The sequence below is a fragment of the Marinomonas alcarazii genome, from assembly GCF_003208215.1.
In the GTDB taxonomy this organism is placed as follows: domain Bacteria; phylum Pseudomonadota; class Gammaproteobacteria; order Pseudomonadales; family Marinomonadaceae; genus Marinomonas; species Marinomonas alcarazii.
Genome location: NZ_QKLW01000004.1, coordinates 243,054 through 261,922 on the forward strand (window position 1 = coordinate 243,054; position 18,869 = coordinate 261,922).

The 18,869-nt window shown below is 44.2% G+C and carries 23 protein-coding genes; 20 read left to right on the plus strand and 3 right to left on the minus strand.

All coding sequences use genetic code 11. From position 1 onward, the window contains the following. The first annotated feature begins 7 nt into the window (after positions 1-7). From DFP75_RS10980 to DFP75_RS11010, 7 genes are all read left to right on the plus strand, one after another. Positions 8-1,072: a protein-glutamate methylesterase/protein-glutamine glutaminase gene (locus DFP75_RS10980; protein WP_110575550.1), complete on the plus strand. Its 1,065-nt coding sequence runs from the start codon at positions 8-10 to the stop codon at positions 1,070-1,072. Further along, on the plus strand, positions 1,072-1,809 hold the full coding sequence (locus DFP75_RS10985) for a flagellar motor protein (RefSeq protein ID WP_110575552.1): 738 nt from the start codon (positions 1,072-1,074) through the stop codon (positions 1,807-1,809). Before DFP75_RS10980 ends, DFP75_RS10985 begins: the two co-directional genes overlap by 1 nt. Then, positions 1,802-2,620 carry an OmpA family protein gene (locus DFP75_RS10990; RefSeq protein ID WP_110575554.1) on the plus strand — a complete coding sequence of 273 codons (819 nt, stop codon included), beginning with the start codon at positions 1,802-1,804 and terminating at the stop codon, positions 2,618-2,620. The genes DFP75_RS10985 and DFP75_RS10990 overlap by 8 nt, the downstream gene beginning before the upstream one ends. Before the next feature lie 69 nt (positions 2,621-2,689). Further along, positions 2,690-3,463 carry a ParA family protein gene (locus DFP75_RS10995; protein ID WP_110575557.1) on the plus strand — a complete coding sequence of 258 codons (774 nt, stop codon included), beginning with the start codon at positions 2,690-2,692 and terminating at the stop codon, positions 3,461-3,463. Between the two features lie 9 nt (positions 3,464-3,472). Then, a complete protein-coding gene (locus DFP75_RS11000; RefSeq protein ID WP_110575559.1) occupies positions 3,473-4,414 on the plus strand; it encodes a chemotaxis protein CheW in 942 nt (313 codons plus the stop codon). Positions 4,415-4,449: 35 nt separating this feature from the next. Further along, the gene (locus tag DFP75_RS11005; RefSeq protein WP_110575561.1) at positions 4,450-4,944 is read left to right on the plus strand and encodes a chemotaxis protein CheW; all 495 of its coding nucleotides are present in this window, start codon (positions 4,450-4,452) and stop codon (positions 4,942-4,944) included. Between the two features lie 121 nt (positions 4,945-5,065). Continuing rightward, positions 5,066-5,368 carry a DUF2802 domain-containing protein gene (locus DFP75_RS11010; RefSeq protein ID WP_245927039.1) on the plus strand — a complete coding sequence of 101 codons (303 nt, stop codon included), beginning with the start codon at positions 5,066-5,068 and terminating at the stop codon, positions 5,366-5,368. Here DFP75_RS11010 and DFP75_RS11015 read toward each other — a convergent pair. Together DFP75_RS11015 and DFP75_RS11020 are read right to left on the minus strand one after the other, a co-directional pair. After that, a complete protein-coding gene (locus DFP75_RS11015; protein ID WP_110575565.1) occupies positions 5,359-5,607 on the minus strand; it encodes an EscU/YscU/HrcU family type III secretion system export apparatus switch protein in 249 nt (82 codons plus the stop codon). The two genes, DFP75_RS11010 and DFP75_RS11015, sit on opposite strands and share 10 nt — an antisense overlap. Then, complete coding sequence (locus DFP75_RS11020; RefSeq protein WP_110575567.1) at positions 5,607-7,223, minus strand: flagellar hook-length control protein FliK; 1,617 nt, start codon at positions 7,221-7,223, stop codon at positions 5,607-5,609. The genes DFP75_RS11015 and DFP75_RS11020 overlap by 1 nt, the downstream gene beginning before the upstream one ends. 177 nt (positions 7,224-7,400) lie before the next feature. Here DFP75_RS11020 and ccmA point away from each other — a divergent pair, with 177 nt between their 5' ends. The 12 genes from ccmA (at position 7,401) to DFP75_RS11080 (ending at position 17,533) form a co-directional block, all read left to right on the plus strand. Next, positions 7,401-8,015 carry a cytochrome c biogenesis heme-transporting ATPase CcmA gene (gene ccmA, locus DFP75_RS11025; RefSeq protein ID WP_110575569.1) on the plus strand — a complete coding sequence of 205 codons (615 nt, stop codon included), beginning with the start codon at positions 7,401-7,403 and terminating at the stop codon, positions 8,013-8,015. After that, positions 8,012-8,674: a heme exporter protein CcmB gene (gene ccmB / locus DFP75_RS11030; protein ID WP_110575571.1), complete on the plus strand. Its 663-nt coding sequence runs from the start codon at positions 8,012-8,014 to the stop codon at positions 8,672-8,674. The genes ccmA and ccmB overlap by 4 nt, the downstream gene beginning before the upstream one ends. Continuing rightward, positions 8,674-9,420 (plus strand): heme ABC transporter permease, encoded by a 747-nt coding sequence (locus DFP75_RS11035; protein ID WP_110575573.1) that lies wholly within the window; start codon positions 8,674-8,676, stop codon positions 9,418-9,420. Before ccmB ends, DFP75_RS11035 begins: the two co-directional genes overlap by 1 nt. Continuing rightward, a complete protein-coding gene (gene ccmD, locus DFP75_RS11040) occupies positions 9,410-9,586 on the plus strand; it encodes a heme exporter protein CcmD (protein ID WP_110575575.1) in 177 nt (58 codons plus the stop codon). Before DFP75_RS11035 ends, ccmD begins: the two co-directional genes overlap by 11 nt. Then, entirely contained in the window at positions 9,586-10,053 is a 468-nt protein-coding gene (gene ccmE, locus DFP75_RS11045) for a cytochrome c maturation protein CcmE (RefSeq protein WP_110575577.1), read from the plus strand. The genes ccmD and ccmE overlap by 1 nt, the downstream gene beginning before the upstream one ends. Positions 10,054-10,065: 12 nt before the next feature. Beyond that, positions 10,066-12,003, plus strand: coding sequence for a heme lyase CcmF/NrfE family subunit (locus DFP75_RS11050; protein ID WP_110575578.1), 1,938 nt, complete (start codon positions 10,066-10,068; stop codon positions 12,001-12,003). 2 nt (positions 12,004-12,005) lie between these two features. Next, positions 12,006-12,515, plus strand: coding sequence for a DsbE family thiol:disulfide interchange protein (locus tag DFP75_RS11055; RefSeq protein WP_110575580.1), 510 nt, complete (start codon positions 12,006-12,008; stop codon positions 12,513-12,515). Beyond that, entirely contained in the window at positions 12,512-12,922 is a 411-nt protein-coding gene (locus DFP75_RS11060; RefSeq protein WP_110575582.1) for a cytochrome c-type biogenesis protein, read from the plus strand. The genes DFP75_RS11055 and DFP75_RS11060 overlap by 4 nt, the downstream gene beginning before the upstream one ends. After that, complete coding sequence (locus tag DFP75_RS11065; protein ID WP_245927040.1) at positions 12,919-14,097, plus strand: tetratricopeptide repeat protein; 1,179 nt, start codon at positions 12,919-12,921, stop codon at positions 14,095-14,097. Before DFP75_RS11060 ends, DFP75_RS11065 begins: the two co-directional genes overlap by 4 nt. A 65-nt stretch (positions 14,098-14,162) precedes the next feature. Next, positions 14,163-15,188: a cell division protein ZipA gene (gene zipA, locus DFP75_RS11070; protein ID WP_110575584.1), complete on the plus strand. Its 1,026-nt coding sequence runs from the start codon at positions 14,163-14,165 to the stop codon at positions 15,186-15,188. 89 nt (positions 15,189-15,277) lie between these two features. Continuing rightward, positions 15,278-17,296, plus strand: coding sequence for an NAD-dependent DNA ligase LigA (ligA, locus tag DFP75_RS11075; RefSeq protein WP_110575586.1), 2,019 nt, complete (start codon positions 15,278-15,280; stop codon positions 17,294-17,296). Next, on the plus strand, positions 17,297-17,533 hold the full coding sequence (locus DFP75_RS11080) for a YheU family protein (RefSeq protein WP_110575587.1): 237 nt from the start codon (positions 17,297-17,299) through the stop codon (positions 17,531-17,533). A 23-nt stretch (positions 17,534-17,556) separates the two neighbouring features. Here the strand turns inward: DFP75_RS11080 and cysE are convergent, their stop codons facing one another. After that, a complete protein-coding gene (gene cysE, locus DFP75_RS11085) occupies positions 17,557-18,375 on the minus strand; it encodes a serine O-acetyltransferase (RefSeq protein WP_110575590.1) in 819 nt (272 codons plus the stop codon). A 118-nt stretch (positions 18,376-18,493) separates the two neighbouring features. On the opposite strand from cysE, the gene DFP75_RS11090 reads away from it, so the two are divergent. After that, positions 18,494-18,823: a hypothetical protein gene (locus tag DFP75_RS11090; protein ID WP_110575592.1), complete on the plus strand. Its 330-nt coding sequence runs from the start codon at positions 18,494-18,496 to the stop codon at positions 18,821-18,823. Positions 18,824-18,869 lie beyond the last annotated feature (46 nt).

Below are 18,869 nucleotides of genomic sequence, written 5' to 3' on the forward strand. Positions count from 1 at the left end.
ATGTGATATGCCTGTAAAGGTGCTGGTTGTTGATGATTCAGGCTTTTTTCGACGTCGTTTAGTTGAAATATTTGAGGCTGATCCTAGATTAACCGTTGTTGGTACGGCTAACGACGGTCGAGAAGCAATAGAAAAGGTACAATCTTTATCTCCTGATGTAGTTACTATGGATTATGAAATGCCAGTGTTAGATGGCATTGCCGCAGTAACTAATATCATGAAGCTAAAGCCGACTCCGGTTTTAATGTTTTCCTCATTAACGCATGAGGGAGCTAAGGTTACTTTAGATGCATTAGAGGCGGGCGCTGTCGATTTCATGCCAAAGAATTTTGAGGATATTTCTCGAGATTCGGCAATTGTTAAACGGGCATTAGTGGATCGTGTTTTAGCAGTAGCAAGAACGCGGTTTGCTGGAGATAGAAGGCCTGTTGCCGCTCTGGGTCCAAGAGAGGCTCCCAAGCCTATTGTGACCGAGCGTGGCGTTATTATTCCACGTATGAGGAAGCGAGTTAGTTTGGTTGCTATTGGTACCTCAACTGGTGGTCCAATGGCTTTGCAGGCTGTGTTGAGTAAGCTGCCTAAGGACTTCTCGGCGCCTCTTGTGTTGGTTCAACATATGCCCGCTGCATTTACCGGTGCGTTTGCTGAACGACTTAATAACATTTGTCAGATTACCGTGAAAGAAGCTAAAGATGGTGATCGTCTTCAACCAGGCGTTGCGCTTTTGGCTCCAGGTGGAAAGCAGATGATGATCGATCCTCGAAATGGAGGGTGTGTTCGCATCCTTGATGGCGATGAGCGACTAAACTACAAACCTTCTGTCGATGTTACCTTTGGTTCTGCTTCGAAGTGCTACCCTGGAAAAGTATTATCTGTCGTAATGACAGGTATGGGGGTTGATGGCAGAGAAGGTGCTCGGATGTTGAAAAACTCCGGTTCCAAAGTCTGGATACAAAGCGAAGAGTCTTGTGTTATTTACGGTATGCCTATGGCTGTCGAAAAGGCTAATCTAGCAGATGAAATTATTGATCTCGACCACATTGGTGAGCGTATAGCGCGCGAGGTTAGCTAGTGGATTTTGTGACTTTAGCAGGACTGTTGATTGCATTTAGCTCGGTACTGCTAGCAAATTGGTTAGGAGGAGGGGAAGTGATTCTTCTCCTTAACTTGCCATCCGCTATTATTGTTGTTGTTGGTAGTATTGGTGCTACATTAATTCAAAGTAGTATCCAAGAAGCCATCCGCGCTTTGGCTTTAATTAAGTGGAGCCTTTTCCCACCTGTTTACGATTTCAACACAGCCAGATCCACATTAAATAACTTAGCGCATAAAGCCCGCCGCCTTTCTTTGCTTGCTTTAGAATCAGATGTCGAATCATTAGGTAGTCAATTTTCTACGCGAGCGCTACAGATGGCGATAGATGGCACAGACCCAGATTTGCTCTCTGATCGACTGCATGATGATGCGGTTAGAATTCATGATAAGCGCATGAGAAGTATCTCATTTATTGAATCTATCGGGGGGTATGCGCCCACTTTAGGTATTATGGGTTCTGTACTTGGTTTGATTCAGGCGATGGCCAACTTAGACAGCCCAGAGGCACTAGGCCATGGTATTGCCGTTGCTTTTGTTTCAACGCTATACGGCCAAGGCTTTGCAAATTTGGTCATTTTTCCTATTGTCAAAAAGCTAACGGGTTATGTGGATAAAGAACTTCTTTATCATCAGCTTCTTATTGATGGTATTTGTGGTATTGCCGTAGGCAAACACCCATATCGTTTAGAGCTTGAGTTGAACGCTTATGAGTGAGAAATCATCTAGGGTGCCTAAGCGTCGTAGGGTGGTGGCTAAGTCATCAACCAAGGCTACGCAAGGGCGTGACAGGTGGATACTCTCTTATGCCGATTTCATTACTCTGCTGTTTGCCTTTTTTGTTGCTTTGTATTCACTCTCATTAAAAAACTCTGACGACGAGGCGCGTTTAAAAGAAACGCTGCAAGGCGTGTTTGATGCTGTTCAGAAGTCTATTAAGCCGATCAATATTGGTGAGCCCATTGTGGGGGAGCCAAAAGACAGTGAGATGGTTGAAGTAAAACCGATTCCGGCTGCAGTCCCTACTATTGAAGAAAATACATCCTCTGCGGTGTACTCTTTGTTGAGTCAGGTTGTAGAGAATCAATTTTCTGGCTTGCATGCGACAGGGCAAATATCCGTCACTGAATCTGCGGATTGGGTGAGCCTTGAGTTAAAGTCTGGCTTATTATTTGGGCAAGGTGAGTATGAGCTGACTAATGAGGCTGTCGCTTTGTTAATTCTCGTGGCAGATATCCTCAAAGCCTATCCTTCAGTCGTGTTAGTTGAAGGTAATACCGATGATTTACCTGTTAATTCTCGGCGTTTGGTGTCGAATTGGCATTTGTCTAGTTTGCGTTCTTCCTCTGTTGTGGATGAGTTGGTCTACCGGGGCGTAAATCCAACCATGATCGCTCCCATTGGTTTTTCTAGCGAACATCCTAAGGTGAGAAACACAAATGACTATGCTCGACAGCAAAATCGCCGTGTAATCTTACGAATTAGTAAGCGTAACGCTGATAATCTTCATGATTACTTGTTTCAATAGTATATTACTGTATATGATTGCAAGGAATTCGTAAGCAAAATAATAGCATAGGGTATCAGGGGAGTCAGAGTGCACATTTGGGCAGTGGCGAATCAAAAAGGCGGCGTTGGCAAAACGACTACAGTAGTTTCTTTGGCGGGCTTGTTAGCGGATGCCGGAAATCGGGTATTGATGATAGATCTTGATCCCCATGGCTCTTTGACGAGCTATTTTCGCTTCGACCCTGATTCAATTGAAAAAAGTGCTTATAGTCTTTTCCAAACGGCAGGAAAGATTCCCGCAGATTTGCCAGCTTCACTCATACTCGAAACTGGTCATCCCAATTTATCCCTTTTGCCTGCTTCTACTGCGCTGGCAACGTTAGAGCGTCATGCTCAATCACAAGGTGGTATGGGATTAGTTATTTCGAAAACCCTGGCTATATTGTGGGACGATTATGATTATGTATTAATCGACAGTCCTCCGGTGCTTGGGGTATTAATGATTAATGCGTTAGCCGCTTGTCAGCAGCTTGTTATTCCGGTTCAAACTGAGTTTCTTGCCATTAAAGGACTAGAGCGTATGGTGAGAACATTGACGATGATAAACCGCGCAAGAAAGCGTCCTGTTCCATTTTTAATTGTTCCTACTCTTTTCGACAGGCGTACTCAAGCATCTAACAAGAGCCTCAGAAATCTAAAGGATACTTACGAAGAGTTGGTTTGGCATTCTGTTATTCCAGTCGATACAAAGTTAAGGGATGCCAGTACAGCAGGTATAGCGCCTTCAGCTCTAGATCCTAATGCCCGAGGAATTAAGGCTTATGCAAGCCTGAAGGATTCTTTGCTGAACCCAGCGGGATAGTAACTGATTATGAAAGATACAAAGAACAAAGAGCAGAATATGATTGGTCCTCAAGTAGCTTTACAGCGCTACCTTGATGATCTTCTGCAAGACGCTACAACGGAATCCGTGAGTGAGGATATTGCTGAATCTGCTGAAGTAGAGTCAGAGGACGAGGTATCAGAAGATAGTGATTCTGACGTCGTTGAGTCTGAGGTTGTTGAGACTGAAGAAATCGAGCCTGAAGTGCCTGAACCTGAAGTTACAGCGTCTGAGTTCAGTGATGAAGATTTATTGTCGCTTGATGCTTCTTTCAAGGACTTTGAACAGGCTATAGCAAATTCGGAATCAGACTTGTCAACTGATGAGATTGCACCAAGTATTATTGAGCCAGAGCCAGAGCCAGAGCCAGAGCCAGAGCCAGAGCCAGAGCCAGAGCCAGAGCCAGAGCCAGAGCCAGAGCCAGAGCTAGAGCCGGTTAGTAAAATTTCGAAAACGGATCCTTTGCCTTGGGCAACGGGTCGGTTCGAATGCTTGTTGTTTTATGTTGGTGGCCTGAAAATGGCGGTTCCTCTTGTTGAGCTTGGGGGAATCTTCCAAAGCGGAAGTGACAAGCTAACATCCATATTCGGTCAGCCAGACTGGTTTATGGGCGTCGCGAATGTTGGTGATTTTAATCTTCGCACAGTTGATACTGCTTTATGGGTTATGCCTAATCATTACGAAGGTGACCTAAAAGAGCATTTTAAGTTTGTTATTCAGTTAGATCGCTCTGATTGGGGAGTGGCTTGTGAACGTGTTGCAGAAGCGATTACGCTCGAACCATCTCAAGTAAAGTGGCGAAGTGATAGAAGTAAGAGACCTTGGCTTGCTGGTACAGTAATTGATCATATGTGTGCCATACTAGATGTACAGGGTTTTATTGAATTGTTGGATGACCCCAAAAATGGGTTTAAAGCCGCGCTTAAATAATTGTAATGATCATTTTTGATCTTTGGAGATGAATAATGGCAACTACTAGCATAGCGCTAAAAAGCGCAAACCAATCAGAAGATCCAATGTTGCAGTGGGTAACATTCCGCCTAGAAAATGAAATCTATGGTGTAAATGTTATGCAAGTCAAAGAGGTTTTACGTTACTCTGAGATTGCTCCGGTACCTGGTGCACCTAACTTTGTTTTAGGCATTATTCATTTACGCGGCACAGTTGTGACGGTTATTGATACTTGCCAACGGTTTGGTCTGCCTTCTGGCGAAATCACGGATGCAACGCGCATCATGATTCTTGAAGTTGAGGGTCATGTGATCGGAATTCTGGTCGATGCCGTTTCTGAAGTGGTTTATTTACGCCAATCAGAGATAGAGCCATCACCAAATGTTGGGAATGACGAATCATCTAAGTTTATCCAAGGTGTTTGTCATAAAAATGATATTTTACTTATTCTGGTTGATTTGGATAAATTGTTATCTGAAAATGAGTGGTCTGAAGTTGGGTCAATGTAATTTAAGGTTGTTGTACTAGATGGAATCTCAATGGTTATTTAACCTCTTATTAATGCTCCAGTTTGTGATTCTGATCGCGGTAGTTGTTTGGGCGTATAGGCTTTCAAAACGATTGGCGCGGATGAAGCTTCAACATGCCGAGGCGGAGTTGAGTCAAAAAAAGCAAGTGCAAGTACTTGCTTCTGGTTCTATTGGTATGGGGCGTCGTTTAGTAGCCATTGAGAAAAAGCTAAACTTGGCTGTTGAGAAGCAATCCGAGATTTTATCAAAGGAAGGTGGCGTCTCGTACAATCGCGCTATGGAGCTTTTGGAAATGGGCGCGACCATTGACGATTTAGTATCTAAATGTGGTTTGATCCGTGCTGAGGCTGAATTGATTAGCCTGTTAAAGCAAGAGTCTCGCCGTAATTCAGATTACCACTGATGATCTTTGATTTTGTGAGCAAAAGCGATAACTTCTGCGACAGCAAGATAGAGAGATTCAGGTATTTCTTCTCCTAGCTCCAAAGTACTGAGCATTTCAACAAGTTCAGGGCTTTGGTGCAGCAAGACGTCATTTTCTTTGGCGACTGACATTATTTTTTCTGCTAATAGACCACTCCCTTTAGCGATCACTTTTGGTGCTGCACTAAAATCATATTTTAAAGCGACGGCTTTTTGCATTAGGTCCTCACATCGATTAAAGAGTGTGTTTTAAGCGCACTGTCTTTTTCTTTATCCAGTTTTGCTTGAAAGGCATCTAGCCTTTCTACTTCTATGTCTTTGTCCGTTAATCGCTGTTTCAAAAGAGACATATTTTTTTGTAGCTTTTGTACAGTGTCTGGGTCTTCGGCTGCAAATAAAACCCCCACTTTGTTGGCCTGAATACTGGCTCGTGCATCGAACCGACCAGTTTCTTCGAAATCAAACTTGAGTTTTACCAACCAGCGCCTGTCTTGTTTAGATTGTTCTTCACTGCTTGCATCTTTATTTATTTCGATTTGAACGAAACTAGGAGTTTGGCCGTTTTTAATTGGCAGTTCTATGTGCAGTGGATAGGTTGGTGTAGTGATTTGGTTTGGATCTGAAAAGTGGCGTAATTGGCTCGTTGTTATGCGTTCAATAGCATTGGCAATTTGTTCAGTTGGTATGCTTCCAAGGCGCAATGCGCCTGTATTTTCTTGCACGTCTTTTAGGCGGGATAAATTGAGTTTTATGTCCGCAGGAATTTGAGTTTTGTTGTCACTAGCCAGTAGCGATTCCGAAAAGACACCGCTGGTCTGAAGGGCTTGCTTCATTGTATCCGGTGACGTGGTCAGTGCTCCTAAGTTTGGGAAACTTTGAATAAGTTGTCTCAGGGCCTGTTGTGTTTTGGGTGGTAAGTTGGCAGATGATGTCTCGTTAAGAGTGTGTAATTGTTTGACGAGTTGGGACATGTCTGCGAGCGAAAGTTGCCTTGGAAGGCTCTGCTTAAGCGCTTCTGCTTGGGTAGAAGGGATGGTTGAGGTGTTCGCTTTTGCCGGTAATACTTGCAGGTTGTTATTGGCATCAACCATAACTCTAATCACATCGCCTTTTTTTAGTGGCGTTTGGCTCAATATAGGAAACTCAGTTTTTCCATCTGAGACGGTTGCCACTTGAGGGTTGTTCGGGCTGACCATTGCTGTGGGCTGTGGTGCGCTATTGGCTGGACGCAGTGGTACATTGAGTGTCGGTGTGTTTGTCGCTTGGCTGGGCGCTTGGCTTGATGCGGCAGTTTGGGGGCTTGTTGTCTGATTTGTTGTGTTGGTTTGCGGAGCTGGAGTTTGGGTATTAGTAGCTGGTGCAAGCGACGTGGTTGATTGATTGGGTGGTGTCGCAGGCGTCGCGGAGGTAACGGTTAAATTGACAACGCGAGACGCTAGCATAAGATTATCAGCTTGCTTAACCGTAGGGGTATTTGCGCCTGTAAGGGTTTTGCTGGATGAGTTTTCAACTGGAATAGACAGGGAGGCTTGCTGCAAGTTGGTTCTGTTTAATTTTGCGTTTTGGATATCGCTAATATCGATTGGAGTGCCAGTATTGATTAGGGTGAATGGTTGTTGTGCGCTGGTTGCAAATAACAGTTGTGCTGGTTTGCCTTGAAAGTTTAGCGACTCACTACCCTGAAATTTAATTAAGCTAAGGCTTTCTATTAATTTGATTTCACCCATTAATTTCGCAAGAGTGGCTGAGTTTCCTACGGCGTTATTGCTACTGATGTTGGCGTTGCCCTGCTTACCTGATGAAGCATTTATCATAGATTGTATGTCAGAGATCATGTCGCCTGCCTATAAAATGTGATGTTAGAGCCTATCAGTTTGTTCTTTTAGGAACGATTCTCATATAATGTCTGAAGTCTTTGTTTAACGAAACCATATCGTTAAACAGTATAAATAAACAGCGTAGCCAAAGAATGGTAACCTTTACTTTCATATCGGCCGAATTAGGTAAATCTTTTGCAATCTTCTGCTTCTTTAACAATATCAGACCTTTGGATAGAGCGAGGGGAAAGAGACTTATGCAAAGACTTTTCTTTTGCTGCTCAATCAGGAGAGGTTGTGCGTATTTTAGGAGAGAACGGTGCTGGTAAGAGTTCGTTGTTAAAAGTCATTGTAGGTGTTATTTCTCCACTTGAAGGCACTATCGTCTATTCGGGCGAGGATGTCACTTTAGACAGAGCGCCGTTGCTGCAAGATGCAATCTATATTGGCCATTCGGTTGGTGTCAAAAGTCTGCTGACTGTGGCGGAAAATATTCGCAGGTATTGTCCTACTGTGTCCCCAGAAGCTTTGTCTGCTGTATTGAAAAAGTTGGATTTGCTGGATCATATGAATGCATTCGCGAGCACATTATCCGCAGGGCAGCTACGTCGAGTGGCATTGGCGCGTTTATGGTTGACTGACAAAACACTTTGGTTATTGGATGAACCTTTTGCCGCTTTAGATAGCACTGCGATTGCTCTATTAGAAGAGCGTATTCGCTTACATGTGTCGTCTGGTGGTTTGGTCGTATTAACCACTCATCAGGCGTTGCGATCTTTACCATGCCGTGATGTGGCTTTGATGTCATGACATATACTTCTTTTTTAGTGTCAGAATTTTTGCTGTTATGGCGTCGAAAGCAGGATGTTATTAACGCGCTGTTGTTTTTTGTTATTGTCGTTACCTTGTTTCCTCTAGGCGTCAGTTCGTCAGCTGAATTTTTAGCGCCAGCTGCAGGCGGAATTATTTGGTGTGCAGCTGTCTTAGCCATAATGATGGCTGTAGAGGGGATGTTTAAAGAAGATTTTCGCGATGGCTCCTTAGAGCAGTGGGTCGTCAGTGGTCTTTCTCTTCCGATATTGGTCTTGTTGAAAGTGGTGGCGCAATGGCTGGTTGTTATTGTACCTCTGCTCGCCATGATGCCGATATTGAGTGAAATGTTGTATTTATCGGATGCAAGCTTTTGGGTGCTTATCATGACGTTTCTGTTGGGAACGCCAAGCTTGTTTTTAATTGGTGTGATTGGCGCCGCCTTGACCGTTTCTTTAAGGCAGGGCGCGATGCTGGTCATGTTGCTGATATTACCCTTTTACTTGCCAGTGATTATTTTTTCGACATTAGCGATACAGGCAGCAGACGCCGGTTTGCCGTATTCTGGGCAGTTGGCATTGTTGCTGGCTATGTCCTTATTGTCTTTAATACTATCGCCTTTTATGGCAGCGATTGCGATCAAAGCGAGTGCAGGCTGATGAACTGGATGTGGTTTCATAAATTGGGTTCACCCAAATGGTTTTTCTTTCGCACTAAAGCCTGGGCCTTGCCTTTATTTAGTTTGGGCTGTGTTGGCCTCATTGTTGGTTTGATATGGGGGCTGGCTTTTGCCCCGGCGGATTATCAACAGGGGAACAGTTTTAGAATTATCTATATGCACGTACCAGTGGCGATACTCGCTCAATCGTGTTATTTCGCGTTAGGTGTTGCAGGCTTTGTGTTTCTTGTTTGGCAGATGAAGATAGCGCCTATCTTTATCAAGGCAATGGCACCGGTCGGTGCGATTATGGCTTTGATCGCGTTGGTGTCTGGCGCCATTTGGGGAAAACCAACGTGGGGAACTTGGTGGGTCTGGGACGCAAGATTGACCTCTGTGTTGGTATTGTTTTTTCTCTATATGGGAATTATTGCCCTGCAAAAGGCTTTAGACGATCCGGTTTTAGCCAATAAAGCCGTGGCGGTGATCAGTGTAGTTGGACTAATTAATTTGCCCATTATTAAGTATTCTGTCGTGCTGTTGGAAACGCTGCATCAAGGGCCAACGTTCACGCTTACTAAAAAACCAGAAATGCCTCCTGAGATGTGGCTACCCTTGCTTGTTTGTATGATTGGTATGTGTTTTTTCGTGGCAGGTTTGGTTATTTGGCGAATGCAGTCAGAAATATTACAACGTGAACATAGAACCAGCTGGGTGAGGGAAGAGGTGATGAAAAATGGCCTTTAGTAGTGTAGGCGAATTTTTATCGATGGGAACTCACGGCCTATATGTTTGGTCTGTTTATGGTTTTAGTGGTTTGGTGCTAACTTGGTTAGTTTGGGACACCTTATTTACACGCCAGAAAACTCGGGATCGACTACGTAAACGCTTTATGAGGAATCAAACTCGCTAATGCATCCAGTTAGAAAAAAACGTCTATTCGTCATAAGTGCGATTGTATTGATATTGGGCGCTGCTGTGACACTAGTCATGTATGCCCTCCAGCAAAATATTAATCTGTTCTATTCACCAACCCAAATCGTCATGGGAGAAGCGCCACGCAACGCGACTATACGAGCGGGTGGTATGGTGGTGAACGGCAGCGTAAAGCGTCATTCAGAAACCTTGGCGGTTGTGTTTGAAACAACCGATTTTCAGCACACCATTACTATTGAATATCGCGGCATTTTGCCGGATTTATTTCGAGAAGGTCAGGGGATAGTGGCTCAAGGGCAGTTAAATGATGATGGCGTATTTATCGCAACGGAAGTGTTGGCAAAGCATGACGAAAAATACATGCCTCCGGAGGTGTCTGAGGCTGTGAAGAATGCTCAGAGTGCTATGGGTGAGACGAAAGTAAACTCGCAATCTACTTATTAATTTAGGCTGTTTATGTTCCCTGAAATTGGTCAATTTTCTCTGATATTGTCGTTATTTTTTGCTCTTTCGCTCGCTTCTGTCCCCCTGATTGGTTATTGGAGAGGAAATCGACTTTTATTGGAAACAGCACGCCCACTGACTTTTATTATGTCTGCGTTGGTGTTGGTAAGCTTTATTACACTAAGTTGGTCATTTTTAAGCGACGATTTTTCTGTGCTGTATGTGGCCCAAAATTCCAATAGCCAGTTGCCTGTTTGGTACAAATTTAGTGCTTTGTGGGGTGGGCACGAAGGGTCATTGCTGCTTTGGGTGTTGATATTGTCTGGTTGGTGCTCTGCCGTAGCGTTCAAGATAAAAACCTTGCCTGAGGATGTCGGACCTGTGGTGCTATCTGTGCTAGGCATGGTTAGTCTAGGTTTTTTATCTTTTTTGCTTTTTACGTCTTCGCCTTTTGCGCGCTTACTGCCAGATACGCCTGTGGATGGCGGAGACCTGAATCCTTTGTTGCAAGACTTTGGGCTGATTGTCCATCCTCCTGTTTTGTACATGGGGTACGTGGGGTTCTCTGTGGCATTCGGCTTTGCCGTGGCTGCGCTAATTACGGGTAATTTAAATGCGTCTTGGGCGCGTTGGGCAAGGCCTTGGACTGCTGCGTCGTGGGCGTTTTTGACCTTAGGAATTACGCTGGGTAGCTGGTGGGCTTATTACGAATTAGGTTGGGGTGGCTGGTGGTTTTGGGACCCAGTAGAAAATGCCTCGTTTATGCCTTGGTTAGCGGGAACTGCGCTGTTGCATTCCCTTGCTGTCACAGAAAAGCGTGGTGTATTCAAAAGCTGGACTGTCCTACTGGCGATTTTTACTTTTAGCCTTTCGTTGCTTGGTGCGTTTTTGGTTCGCTCTGGTGTATTAACCTCGGTGCACTCTTTTGCGGCCGATCCGACTCGCGGTATTTTTATTCTCGTTTTACTTTTGGTGCTCGTCGGTGGCAGTTTGTTGTTGTATGCCATCCGTGCAGCCGAGGTGCGTTCGAGCGTTTCCTTTGGGGCTTCGGGACGAGAAGCTTGGTTATTGCTGAATAATATTCTACTGACGGTTCTGACATTGACCGTTTTGTTGGGCACTTTGTATCCACTGATATTTGACGCCTTAAACTTAGGTAAAATATCAGTGGGCGCGCCGTATTTTAATAGTGTGTTCACGCCAATTGCGCTGCTGCTGATGGTGTTTATGGCGGTAGGGCCTTTGTCAAAATGGCATCAGACTAAATTAAGTGTATTTTTAAAGGTCTGTAGCATCGCGCTTATTGTGGCTGTGTTATCGGCTGGTGGCATTGTTTATCGTTATGATTTTGGTGTCATTGCTTGGCTTAGTTTAGCTGTGGCATTTTGGGTGGTGTTTTTATCTTGTGCGGATTGGTTTGGTAAAGTGTCTGCGGGAACAAAAGGCATTATTCCTCGAGCACGACAATTGCCAAGAAATTACTATGGCATGATATTGGCTCATCTTGGCATGGTTGTCACACTAGTGGGGATCGTTTTGGTTAGTGTGAACAGCCATGAGTCTATGCTGCGATTATCTCCTGGCGATAAAGCAACTGTGGCAGGCTATGATTTTATGTTCGATCGCATAGAGCAGGTTTCTGGTCCTAACTACTTATCGAGTAAAGGGCAATTTACGGTCTATAAATCTGGCAAAGTCGTTGCCATTCTCCATCCGGAAAAGCGCTTCTTTACAACTCGTCAGCAAGTGATGACTGAAGCCGCTTTGGATGCGGGGTTTACTCGTGACTTGTATGTTTCCTTGGGCGAGAGATTGGATGATTCTGCTTGGGGAGTGCGGATTTACGTTAAGTCCTTTGTGCGATGGATCTGGCTAGGTGGGTTGTTGATGATGGTCGGTGGTTTGTTAGCCGCTTTCGACAAACGCTATCGAAAACGAGCGGGAGCCTAGTTATGCGTAAGTTTTTACTTTTTGTGCCATTCGTGCTTTTTTTGGTATTAGGTGTCGTTTTATATCTTCAACTAGGCAAAGATACACAATATATGCCTTCTGCCTTGATTGGAAAATTATTGCCTGAGTTCACCTTGGTGTCTTTGCAAGACGATCAAGTTTATACCAAAGACGATTTGCCAAAGGGGCCTTATCTCATTAATTTTTGGGGGACTTGGTGCCCTGCGTGTCATGTTGAGCATCCTTTTTTGATGGAGTTGGCCGAATCTGGTGTGCCTATTATTGGCATCGACTATAAAGACCAGAAAGCCCCAGCGGAACAATGGTTAGAGCAAAAAGGCAATCCTTATCAATTGGTTTTGATGGATGAGCTTGGTAACTTTGGTGTGGATATGGGCGTTACGGGTGCTCCTGAAACCTTTGTTGTTGATAGTTCTGGCGTGGTGGTCTATCGACATCAAGGCGTGGTCAATGCCGAGAACTGGCCTGAACTGAAAGGGTATATGAAATGATGCTGCTAAAAGGTGTTGCCCTATCTGTCGTGATGTTCCTTTCTGTGTCGACTTTTGCTCAAGAGCAAATGGCATTTAGTTCTGAATTGAATAAAATCCGTTATCAAAGTTTAGTGGAAGAGCTGCGCTGCCCGAAATGTCAGAACCAAAGTTTGGCGGATTCAAACTCTGGTATTGCGGTTGATCTGCGGGAATTAGTTCATCAATTAATTGAGCAAGGTAAAACCGATCAAGAAGTTGTGGATTACATGGTCGCACGCTATGGAACTTTTGTTTTGTATCGACCGCAGCATTCTTCCGCTACGTTTTTGCTCTGGTATGGGCCATTTATTCTGCTTGGATTGGGGATCTTAGCCTTTGTCTGTGTGATTATGGCAAATCGTAAACGACGAGGGCGCGCTTTATGATGATTGCGTATTTGGCCATGGCCAGCCTGCTAGTATTGAGTCTGGTGTATCTGTTTGGTTCGCTGACTCATCGTAGATACAGAGGCGCTGAGGTTAGGCAAGCATTTGCTTTGGTTCGTCGAGAGGAAATAGCGCAGGAGCAAGAGGCTGGTCGCTTAACGGCCAGCGAAGCATCACAGCTTTTGCTGGATATCGATCATGAAGTGCGTGTCGTCAAAAGCAAAGAGCGGTTTTCTTTTTCAACTGACACCTCTTTTGCGCGTTGGATTATGCTGGGGGTGATGGCGGTAACTGTTTTAGGCAGCGTGAGTCTTTATCAACAGATGGGATATTCGAAAGAGGTGCTTTTTACACAAGATTTGCAAAAGCAGCAATTAACGCCAGAAAAAATAACTGACTTTTTAATGTATCGTAGCGCGCGTTATGACAGAGTAGAGGATTGGTATTATCTTGCAAATGACTATCTTGAAGCTGAACAATACCAAAATGCTGTTATCGCTTTTGAAACCGCATTAGAAAAATTGCCAAGAAACGCGGAAAACCGTGTCAGCTTATTGGTTGAGTATGCGCAGGCTATTTTTTATGCAAACGGTGGTCAAAGCTCGGACAAAATGCTAAAGGTTGTAGACGCTGTTCTTCGGGTTGAACCAACTCAGCCCACCGCGCTGGATTTAAAAGGCGTAGCTGAGTTTGCGAAAGGGCACTACTTAGGCGCGGTATTAGCGTGGCAAGAAGCGATTCGTTATAGCGCGCATTCTCAAGAGCGTCTGGCGTTGCTATCGGCAATAGGCAAGGCGCGTGAATTAGGCCGTATTGATTATCAGCAATTAGCGCCTATTATTACAGATCAGTTAGCGGTAAAAATAACTTGGGATGCCAGTAAGCTTCGCTGGCATCAGGATGATGTTTTATTAGTTTATGCCGTATTGAAAGGGCAGACCATGCCCATTGCGATACAAAGACTATTTCCTGAAGATTTAGATCGTCCGGTGTTATTAACTAACCTTGATTCCTTGATGCCAACGGTGACGCTGGCAGAAGCCGATAAAGTGGATTTGGTCGTTAAGCTCGCCAATATAAATGACGATGATCTTACAAAAGGCCAAATTATTGGTATGAAACGAGATTTATTGGTAAATCATAACGAGATTTTCGTAATCAACGTAGCCTTGTAATTGAATCCTAAGCCGCTTCGCTTGATAATAAGGTCAACATTAATTGATGCAATTCGGAATATGCAATGGAATTTAGCTTACGTGAGTGGCTGATCTTAATTGGGGTCGTCATTATTGTCGTTATTCTTATAGATGGATTTCGTCGATATAAAAAAAGCAATGAACTTTCACAAGCTGAAAGTGATTTCACTGATTTTGATGAATCAGACGATGACGAGATACTGCAAAAAAGATCGCCTGTTGGTTACAGTAAAGCGTCTGTAAAGGGACGAAGTGCAGATTTACAAGACCCGATAAGCAACGCGTTCGAGAATGCTAGGAAGACAGCTAAGCAGCCGTTAACCGATGTTCCTCATAAAGTGGATTCTGGTCCAGAGATGTATCGTGATGACGAGATGCACCTTGATGAGCTGGCATCATTAGTTCCTGAACGAGACTTTGGCGATTCGGCTGTATCAGAGCAAAATTATGCAGATGATGGATTTTATGAGCAAGATGATCTTGATTTAGATTTTGCAGGTGACGAGCGCAATGAAATCGCAGACACTGAAATGCACGAAGATTACGAGCGCAGCTATTCAGAAGTCGACATTGATCAAGTAACGCCAAACAGTGTTTTAGAAGAAGATGAGCAAGAAACGAATGATGTCGCTGAAATCGAAGAAGTGATCGTCATTAATATTTTTGCGCCAGAAAATGAAAGCTTCTCTGGCATGGAGTTACTTCAGTTGATTCTAAATTGTGGCATGCGCTATGGTGAAATGGATATTTTCCATCGCCATGAAGATGGCTTCGACCGTGGTCGAGTACAGTTCAGTATGGCGAATGCTATTGAGCCGGGTACGTTTGATCTAGACACTATGGGTGAAAGTGATTGCCCCGGAGTGAGCTTCTTTATGGGCTTGCCAGGTCCGAAAAACAGCATGAAAGCGTTTGATTTCATGTTAGAAACCGCTCAAACCTTAGTGCGTAATTTGGGTGGGGAGTTGCGTGATGAAAGACGCAGTCCAATGAGTGAACAAACCATTGCCCATTGTCGTCAGCGAATACGTGATTTTGAACGTCGACGATTGATGCGCAGCAAACAGTGATTACATCAAGGCCCTAAGGGGCCTTGGTTGCTTTAGACCAGCTAAAAAATTCAATTCGAGTTTATTTACATATGACCCAAGAGACAAACATGATGCATCAGCAGATGCTGGACATGATTCAGCAGCTTAATGACTACAGCTATGCTTACCATGTAAAAGATGCGCCAATTGTACCTGACGCAGAATACGACCGCATATATCGCCAGCTTCAAGAGATAGAAACCAAGCATCCTAATTGGATTCAGCCAGATTCACCGACCCAGCGAGTTGGCGAAAAACCAGACAGTGGTTTTGCCAATGTGGCCCATACGGTGCCTATGTTGTCTTTGGACAATGCCTTTGATAACGAGTCTTTGTCTGATTTTGATCAGCGCATTCGTAAATTGCTCAAAGTTGATCATATAACCTATTGCTGCGAACCTAAACTGGATGGTTTGGCGATTAGCCTGCGTTATGAAGAGGGGCGTTTGGTTCGAGGCGTGACCCGTGGCGATGGTTTGTCTGGGGAAGATATCACTTCGAACATAAAGACTATCTATTCTGTACCAATGAAGCTACGCACCAGTACGCCACCTGCGGTATTAGAAGTTCGTGGCGAAATTTACATGCCAAAAGAAGGTTTTGAAAAGTTGAACGCCTTGGCTGTTGAGCAAGGTGAAAAGACATTTGTTAACCCTCGAAATGCGGCCGCAGGCAGTTTGCGTCAACTTGATCCAAAGATTACCGCTAAACGTCCCTTAGTTATGTGTGCCTATTCAATTGGCTATGTGGAAGGTTGGGATCAGCCTAAAAGCCATTACGAAGGTTTGCTGCAGTTGAGTGAGTGGGGCTTTCGTATCAATGATCTGATGGCAAAAGCCGAAGGCGCGCAAGGCTGTATTGACTATTATGAAATGCTCAATGAAAAGCGTGTTGATTTATCTTATGACATAGATGGTATTGTCTACAAAGTGGATCAAATTGCTCTGCAGAATCAGTTGGGCTTTATTGCGCGAGCACCACGCTGGGCAATTGCCAGAAAGTTTCCAGCACAAGAAGAAATGACCCGAGTATTGGGTGTTGACTTCCAAGTGGGTCGTACAGGAGCGATTACGCCAGTTGCGCGTTTGGAGCCAGTATTTGTTGGTGGAGTAACCGTTTCTAATGCCACCTTGCATAACAAGGATGAAATTGCGCGCTTAGGGGTGAAAATAAACGATTTTGTTGTTGTTCACCGCGCTGGTGATGTGATTCCCAAGGTTGTTCAAGTAGTGTTAGATAAGCGCCCTGACAATGCCACAGACGTTATTTTTCCTGAGGCGTGTCCTGTTTGTGGTTCGGACTTGGAACAAGTGGAAGGCGAGGCCGTGATTCGTTGTACCGGCGGCTTGGTTTGTGGTGCGCAGTTAAAAGAATCCCTAAAGCATTTCGTCTCTCGTAAAGCCATGGACATAGATGGCCTTGGCGATAAATTGATTGAACAGTTGGTTGACCAAGAGCTTGTTAAAACGCCTGTCGATATTTTTACTCTCGCGGAGAAAAAAGACACCTTATTGTCCATGGAGCGCATGGGGCAAAAATCAGTAGAGAAACTGTTGGCTTCTATCGAGGCTGCTAAAAACACGCAATTTAATCGCTTTATCTATGCGTTAGGCATTCGTGAAGTGGGCGAAGCGACAGCACGAGCGTTAACTAGTTACTTTACTGAGTTGAACGATTTGATGGCAGCGGATCAAGAAGCCTTGGTGGAAGTTGAAGATGTTGGTCCTATTGTTGCTCAGCATGTGCATGTATTTTTTGAGCAGGAACTTAATCGAGAAACCATTAAAGGTTTGTTAGAAGCCGGCGTTGTTTGGCAGAAAAAGCAACAGATCTTTGCTGATGAATTACCTTTGTCAGGTAAAACTTATGTTGTGACCGGCTCCCTAACTCAGTTTAGCCGTGACCAGGTGAAAGATAAGCTGCAAGCATTGGGCGCAAAAGTCAGTGGCTCTGTGTCAGCGAAAACAGACTGCTTAGTGGCTGGTGAAAAAGCAGGTTCTAAACTCACCAAGGCACAGTCTCTTGATGTGCCTATTATTGATGAAGAAGGCGTTATTGCCTTGCTTAATCAACATGGAGCAATTTAATTGGATACTTTAATACCCTACGATTCGTTAGCTGCAGACACACTGGCAACCATTTTGGATGACATTGTATCTCGTGATGGTACGGATTATGGCGATTATGATCTATCGGTTGCGCAGAAGCGTGAACAAGCTTTGAGAGCGTTGCGAAATGGGGAGGCTGTGTTGTTGTTTGATACAGAGAGCGAAACCATTAAGATGATTCCGAAAAGTGATTTAAGTAACTACGATCTTTTTTAAGATCGTAGTTACGTTTGATTAAATTATTCTTCGACGCAATCACGAATACAATGATTGATATTGTGATCCATGGCTCTGGATGGGTCTTCTCCCATATTGCGACCCACTACTTTTGCGGGTACACCAGCCACAGTGGTGTGATGCTCAACGGGTTCTAACACCACGCTACCAGCGCCGATTTTTGCGCCTTCGCCGATTTCAATATTGCCAAGAATTTTTGCACCTGCACCAATCAATACACCCGAACGTATCTTAGGGTGACGATCGCCGTGCTCTTTCCCTGTGCCGCCTAGAGTGACGGATTGCAAAATAGAGACGTTATCTTCAATGACGCAGGTTTCACCCACTACAAGCCCTGTGGCGTGGTCTAACATGACGCCGCAGCCGATTGTTGCCGCAGGGTGAATATCCACGCTAAAAACCATAGACATTTGGCCCTGCAGGTACAAAGCTAAACTTTTACGATTATTCTTCCACAGCCAGTTTGCCACTCGATGTGTTTGTAAGGCGTGGAAACCTTTAAAAAATAGCAAAGGTGTTGTAAGAGTGTCGCAAGCCGCATCGCGTTCTTTTATTGCTAAAATATCTTGCTCGATGCAGCGTACAATGCCAGAGTTAGTATCTGCCATAGCTTCTTCGAATACTTCACGGAGCACCATAGCGGGGATGGAGATGCTGTCGAGTTTGCTAGCAAGTAAAAAGCTCAATGCCGAACACAGTGATTCATGACGTAAAATAGTGGTATTAAAATAGCTGGCTAAAATCGGCTCATCTTGTGCGAGCTTTTCTGCTTCAGCTTGCATAGATTGCCATAGATTGTCAGAAGTCACGGCATGATGCATTGATGTACTCAAGGGGTATTCACCTATATTGATTCATGTTTAGAATGTAGGTTATAGGGTTAGGGTTAAACAATACAAGGGGTAATAGTAATATTGCCTAAGAAAGATTGGAGATAGCATGTCTAAGAAAAATGTTGCTGATGCGTTACATATTTTTTATGAATTAAACGAGGCGTTTTCTGATGCTTATTGGGAAACCAATGACATTAATCAGAAAGACCGTTTTTTTGCGATGAAGGGTATCTTACAAGATGAATTGGATGAGTTGCATAAATTGAGTCTACAAGACCATGTTTATCCATACGAGCCAATAAACCCTAGCTTGCTGCAATTAAGTGATAAGTTGCGAGCTTTGTTACCAGAACTGAATAATTACATCATTCGCCCGCAAACTTCCAACCGATTTTTAGCGCTTATTCCAAGTGCTTGTGCGCTTTTTGAATCGTAATCTTGATGTGGTTTGTGTTGCACTGCATTGAAGCGCGCGAGTGCGT

Coding starts and splice junctions, on each gene's coding strand:
- DFP75_RS10980 (WP_110575550.1), top strand. CDS start 8: ATGCCTGTAAAGGTGCTGGTTGTTGATGATTCAGGCTTTTTTCGACGT.
- DFP75_RS10990 (WP_110575554.1), top strand. CDS start 1,802: ATGAGTGAGAAATCATCTAGGGTGCCTAAGCGTCGTAGGGTGGTGGCT.
- DFP75_RS11000 (WP_110575559.1), top strand. CDS start 3,473: ATGAAAGATACAAAGAACAAAGAGCAGAATATGATTGGTCCTCAAGTA.
- DFP75_RS11005 (WP_110575561.1), top strand. CDS start 4,450: ATGGCAACTACTAGCATAGCGCTAAAAAGCGCAAACCAATCAGAAGAT.
- DFP75_RS11010 (WP_245927039.1), top strand. CDS start 5,066: ATGAAGCTTCAACATGCCGAGGCGGAGTTGAGTCAAAAAAAGCAAGTG.
- DFP75_RS11015 (WP_110575565.1), bottom strand. CDS start 5,607: ATGCAAAAAGCCGTCGCTTTAAAATATGATTTTAGTGCAGCACCAAAA.
- DFP75_RS11020 (WP_110575567.1), bottom strand. CDS start 7,223: ATGATCTCTGACATACAATCTATGATAAATGCTTCATCAGGTAAGCAG.
- ccmB (WP_110575571.1), top strand. CDS start 8,012: ATGACATATACTTCTTTTTTAGTGTCAGAATTTTTGCTGTTATGGCGT.
- DFP75_RS11035 (WP_110575573.1), top strand. CDS start 8,674: ATGAACTGGATGTGGTTTCATAAATTGGGTTCACCCAAATGGTTTTTC.
- ccmD (WP_110575575.1), top strand. CDS start 9,410: ATGGCCTTTAGTAGTGTAGGCGAATTTTTATCGATGGGAACTCACGGC.
- ccmE (WP_110575577.1), top strand. CDS start 9,586: ATGCATCCAGTTAGAAAAAAACGTCTATTCGTCATAAGTGCGATTGTA.
- DFP75_RS11050 (WP_110575578.1), top strand. CDS start 10,066: ATGTTCCCTGAAATTGGTCAATTTTCTCTGATATTGTCGTTATTTTTT.
- DFP75_RS11055 (WP_110575580.1), top strand. CDS start 12,006: ATGCGTAAGTTTTTACTTTTTGTGCCATTCGTGCTTTTTTTGGTATTA.
- DFP75_RS11060 (WP_110575582.1), top strand. CDS start 12,512: ATGATGCTGCTAAAAGGTGTTGCCCTATCTGTCGTGATGTTCCTTTCT.
- DFP75_RS11065 (WP_245927040.1), top strand. CDS start 12,919: ATGATGATTGCGTATTTGGCCATGGCCAGCCTGCTAGTATTGAGTCTG.
- zipA (WP_110575584.1), top strand. CDS start 14,163: ATGGAATTTAGCTTACGTGAGTGGCTGATCTTAATTGGGGTCGTCATT.
- ligA (WP_110575586.1), top strand. CDS start 15,278: ATGATGCATCAGCAGATGCTGGACATGATTCAGCAGCTTAATGACTAC.
- cysE (WP_110575590.1), bottom strand. CDS start 18,375: ATGCATCATGCCGTGACTTCTGACAATCTATGGCAATCTATGCAAGCT.
- DFP75_RS11090 (WP_110575592.1), top strand. CDS start 18,494: ATGTCTAAGAAAAATGTTGCTGATGCGTTACATATTTTTTATGAATTA.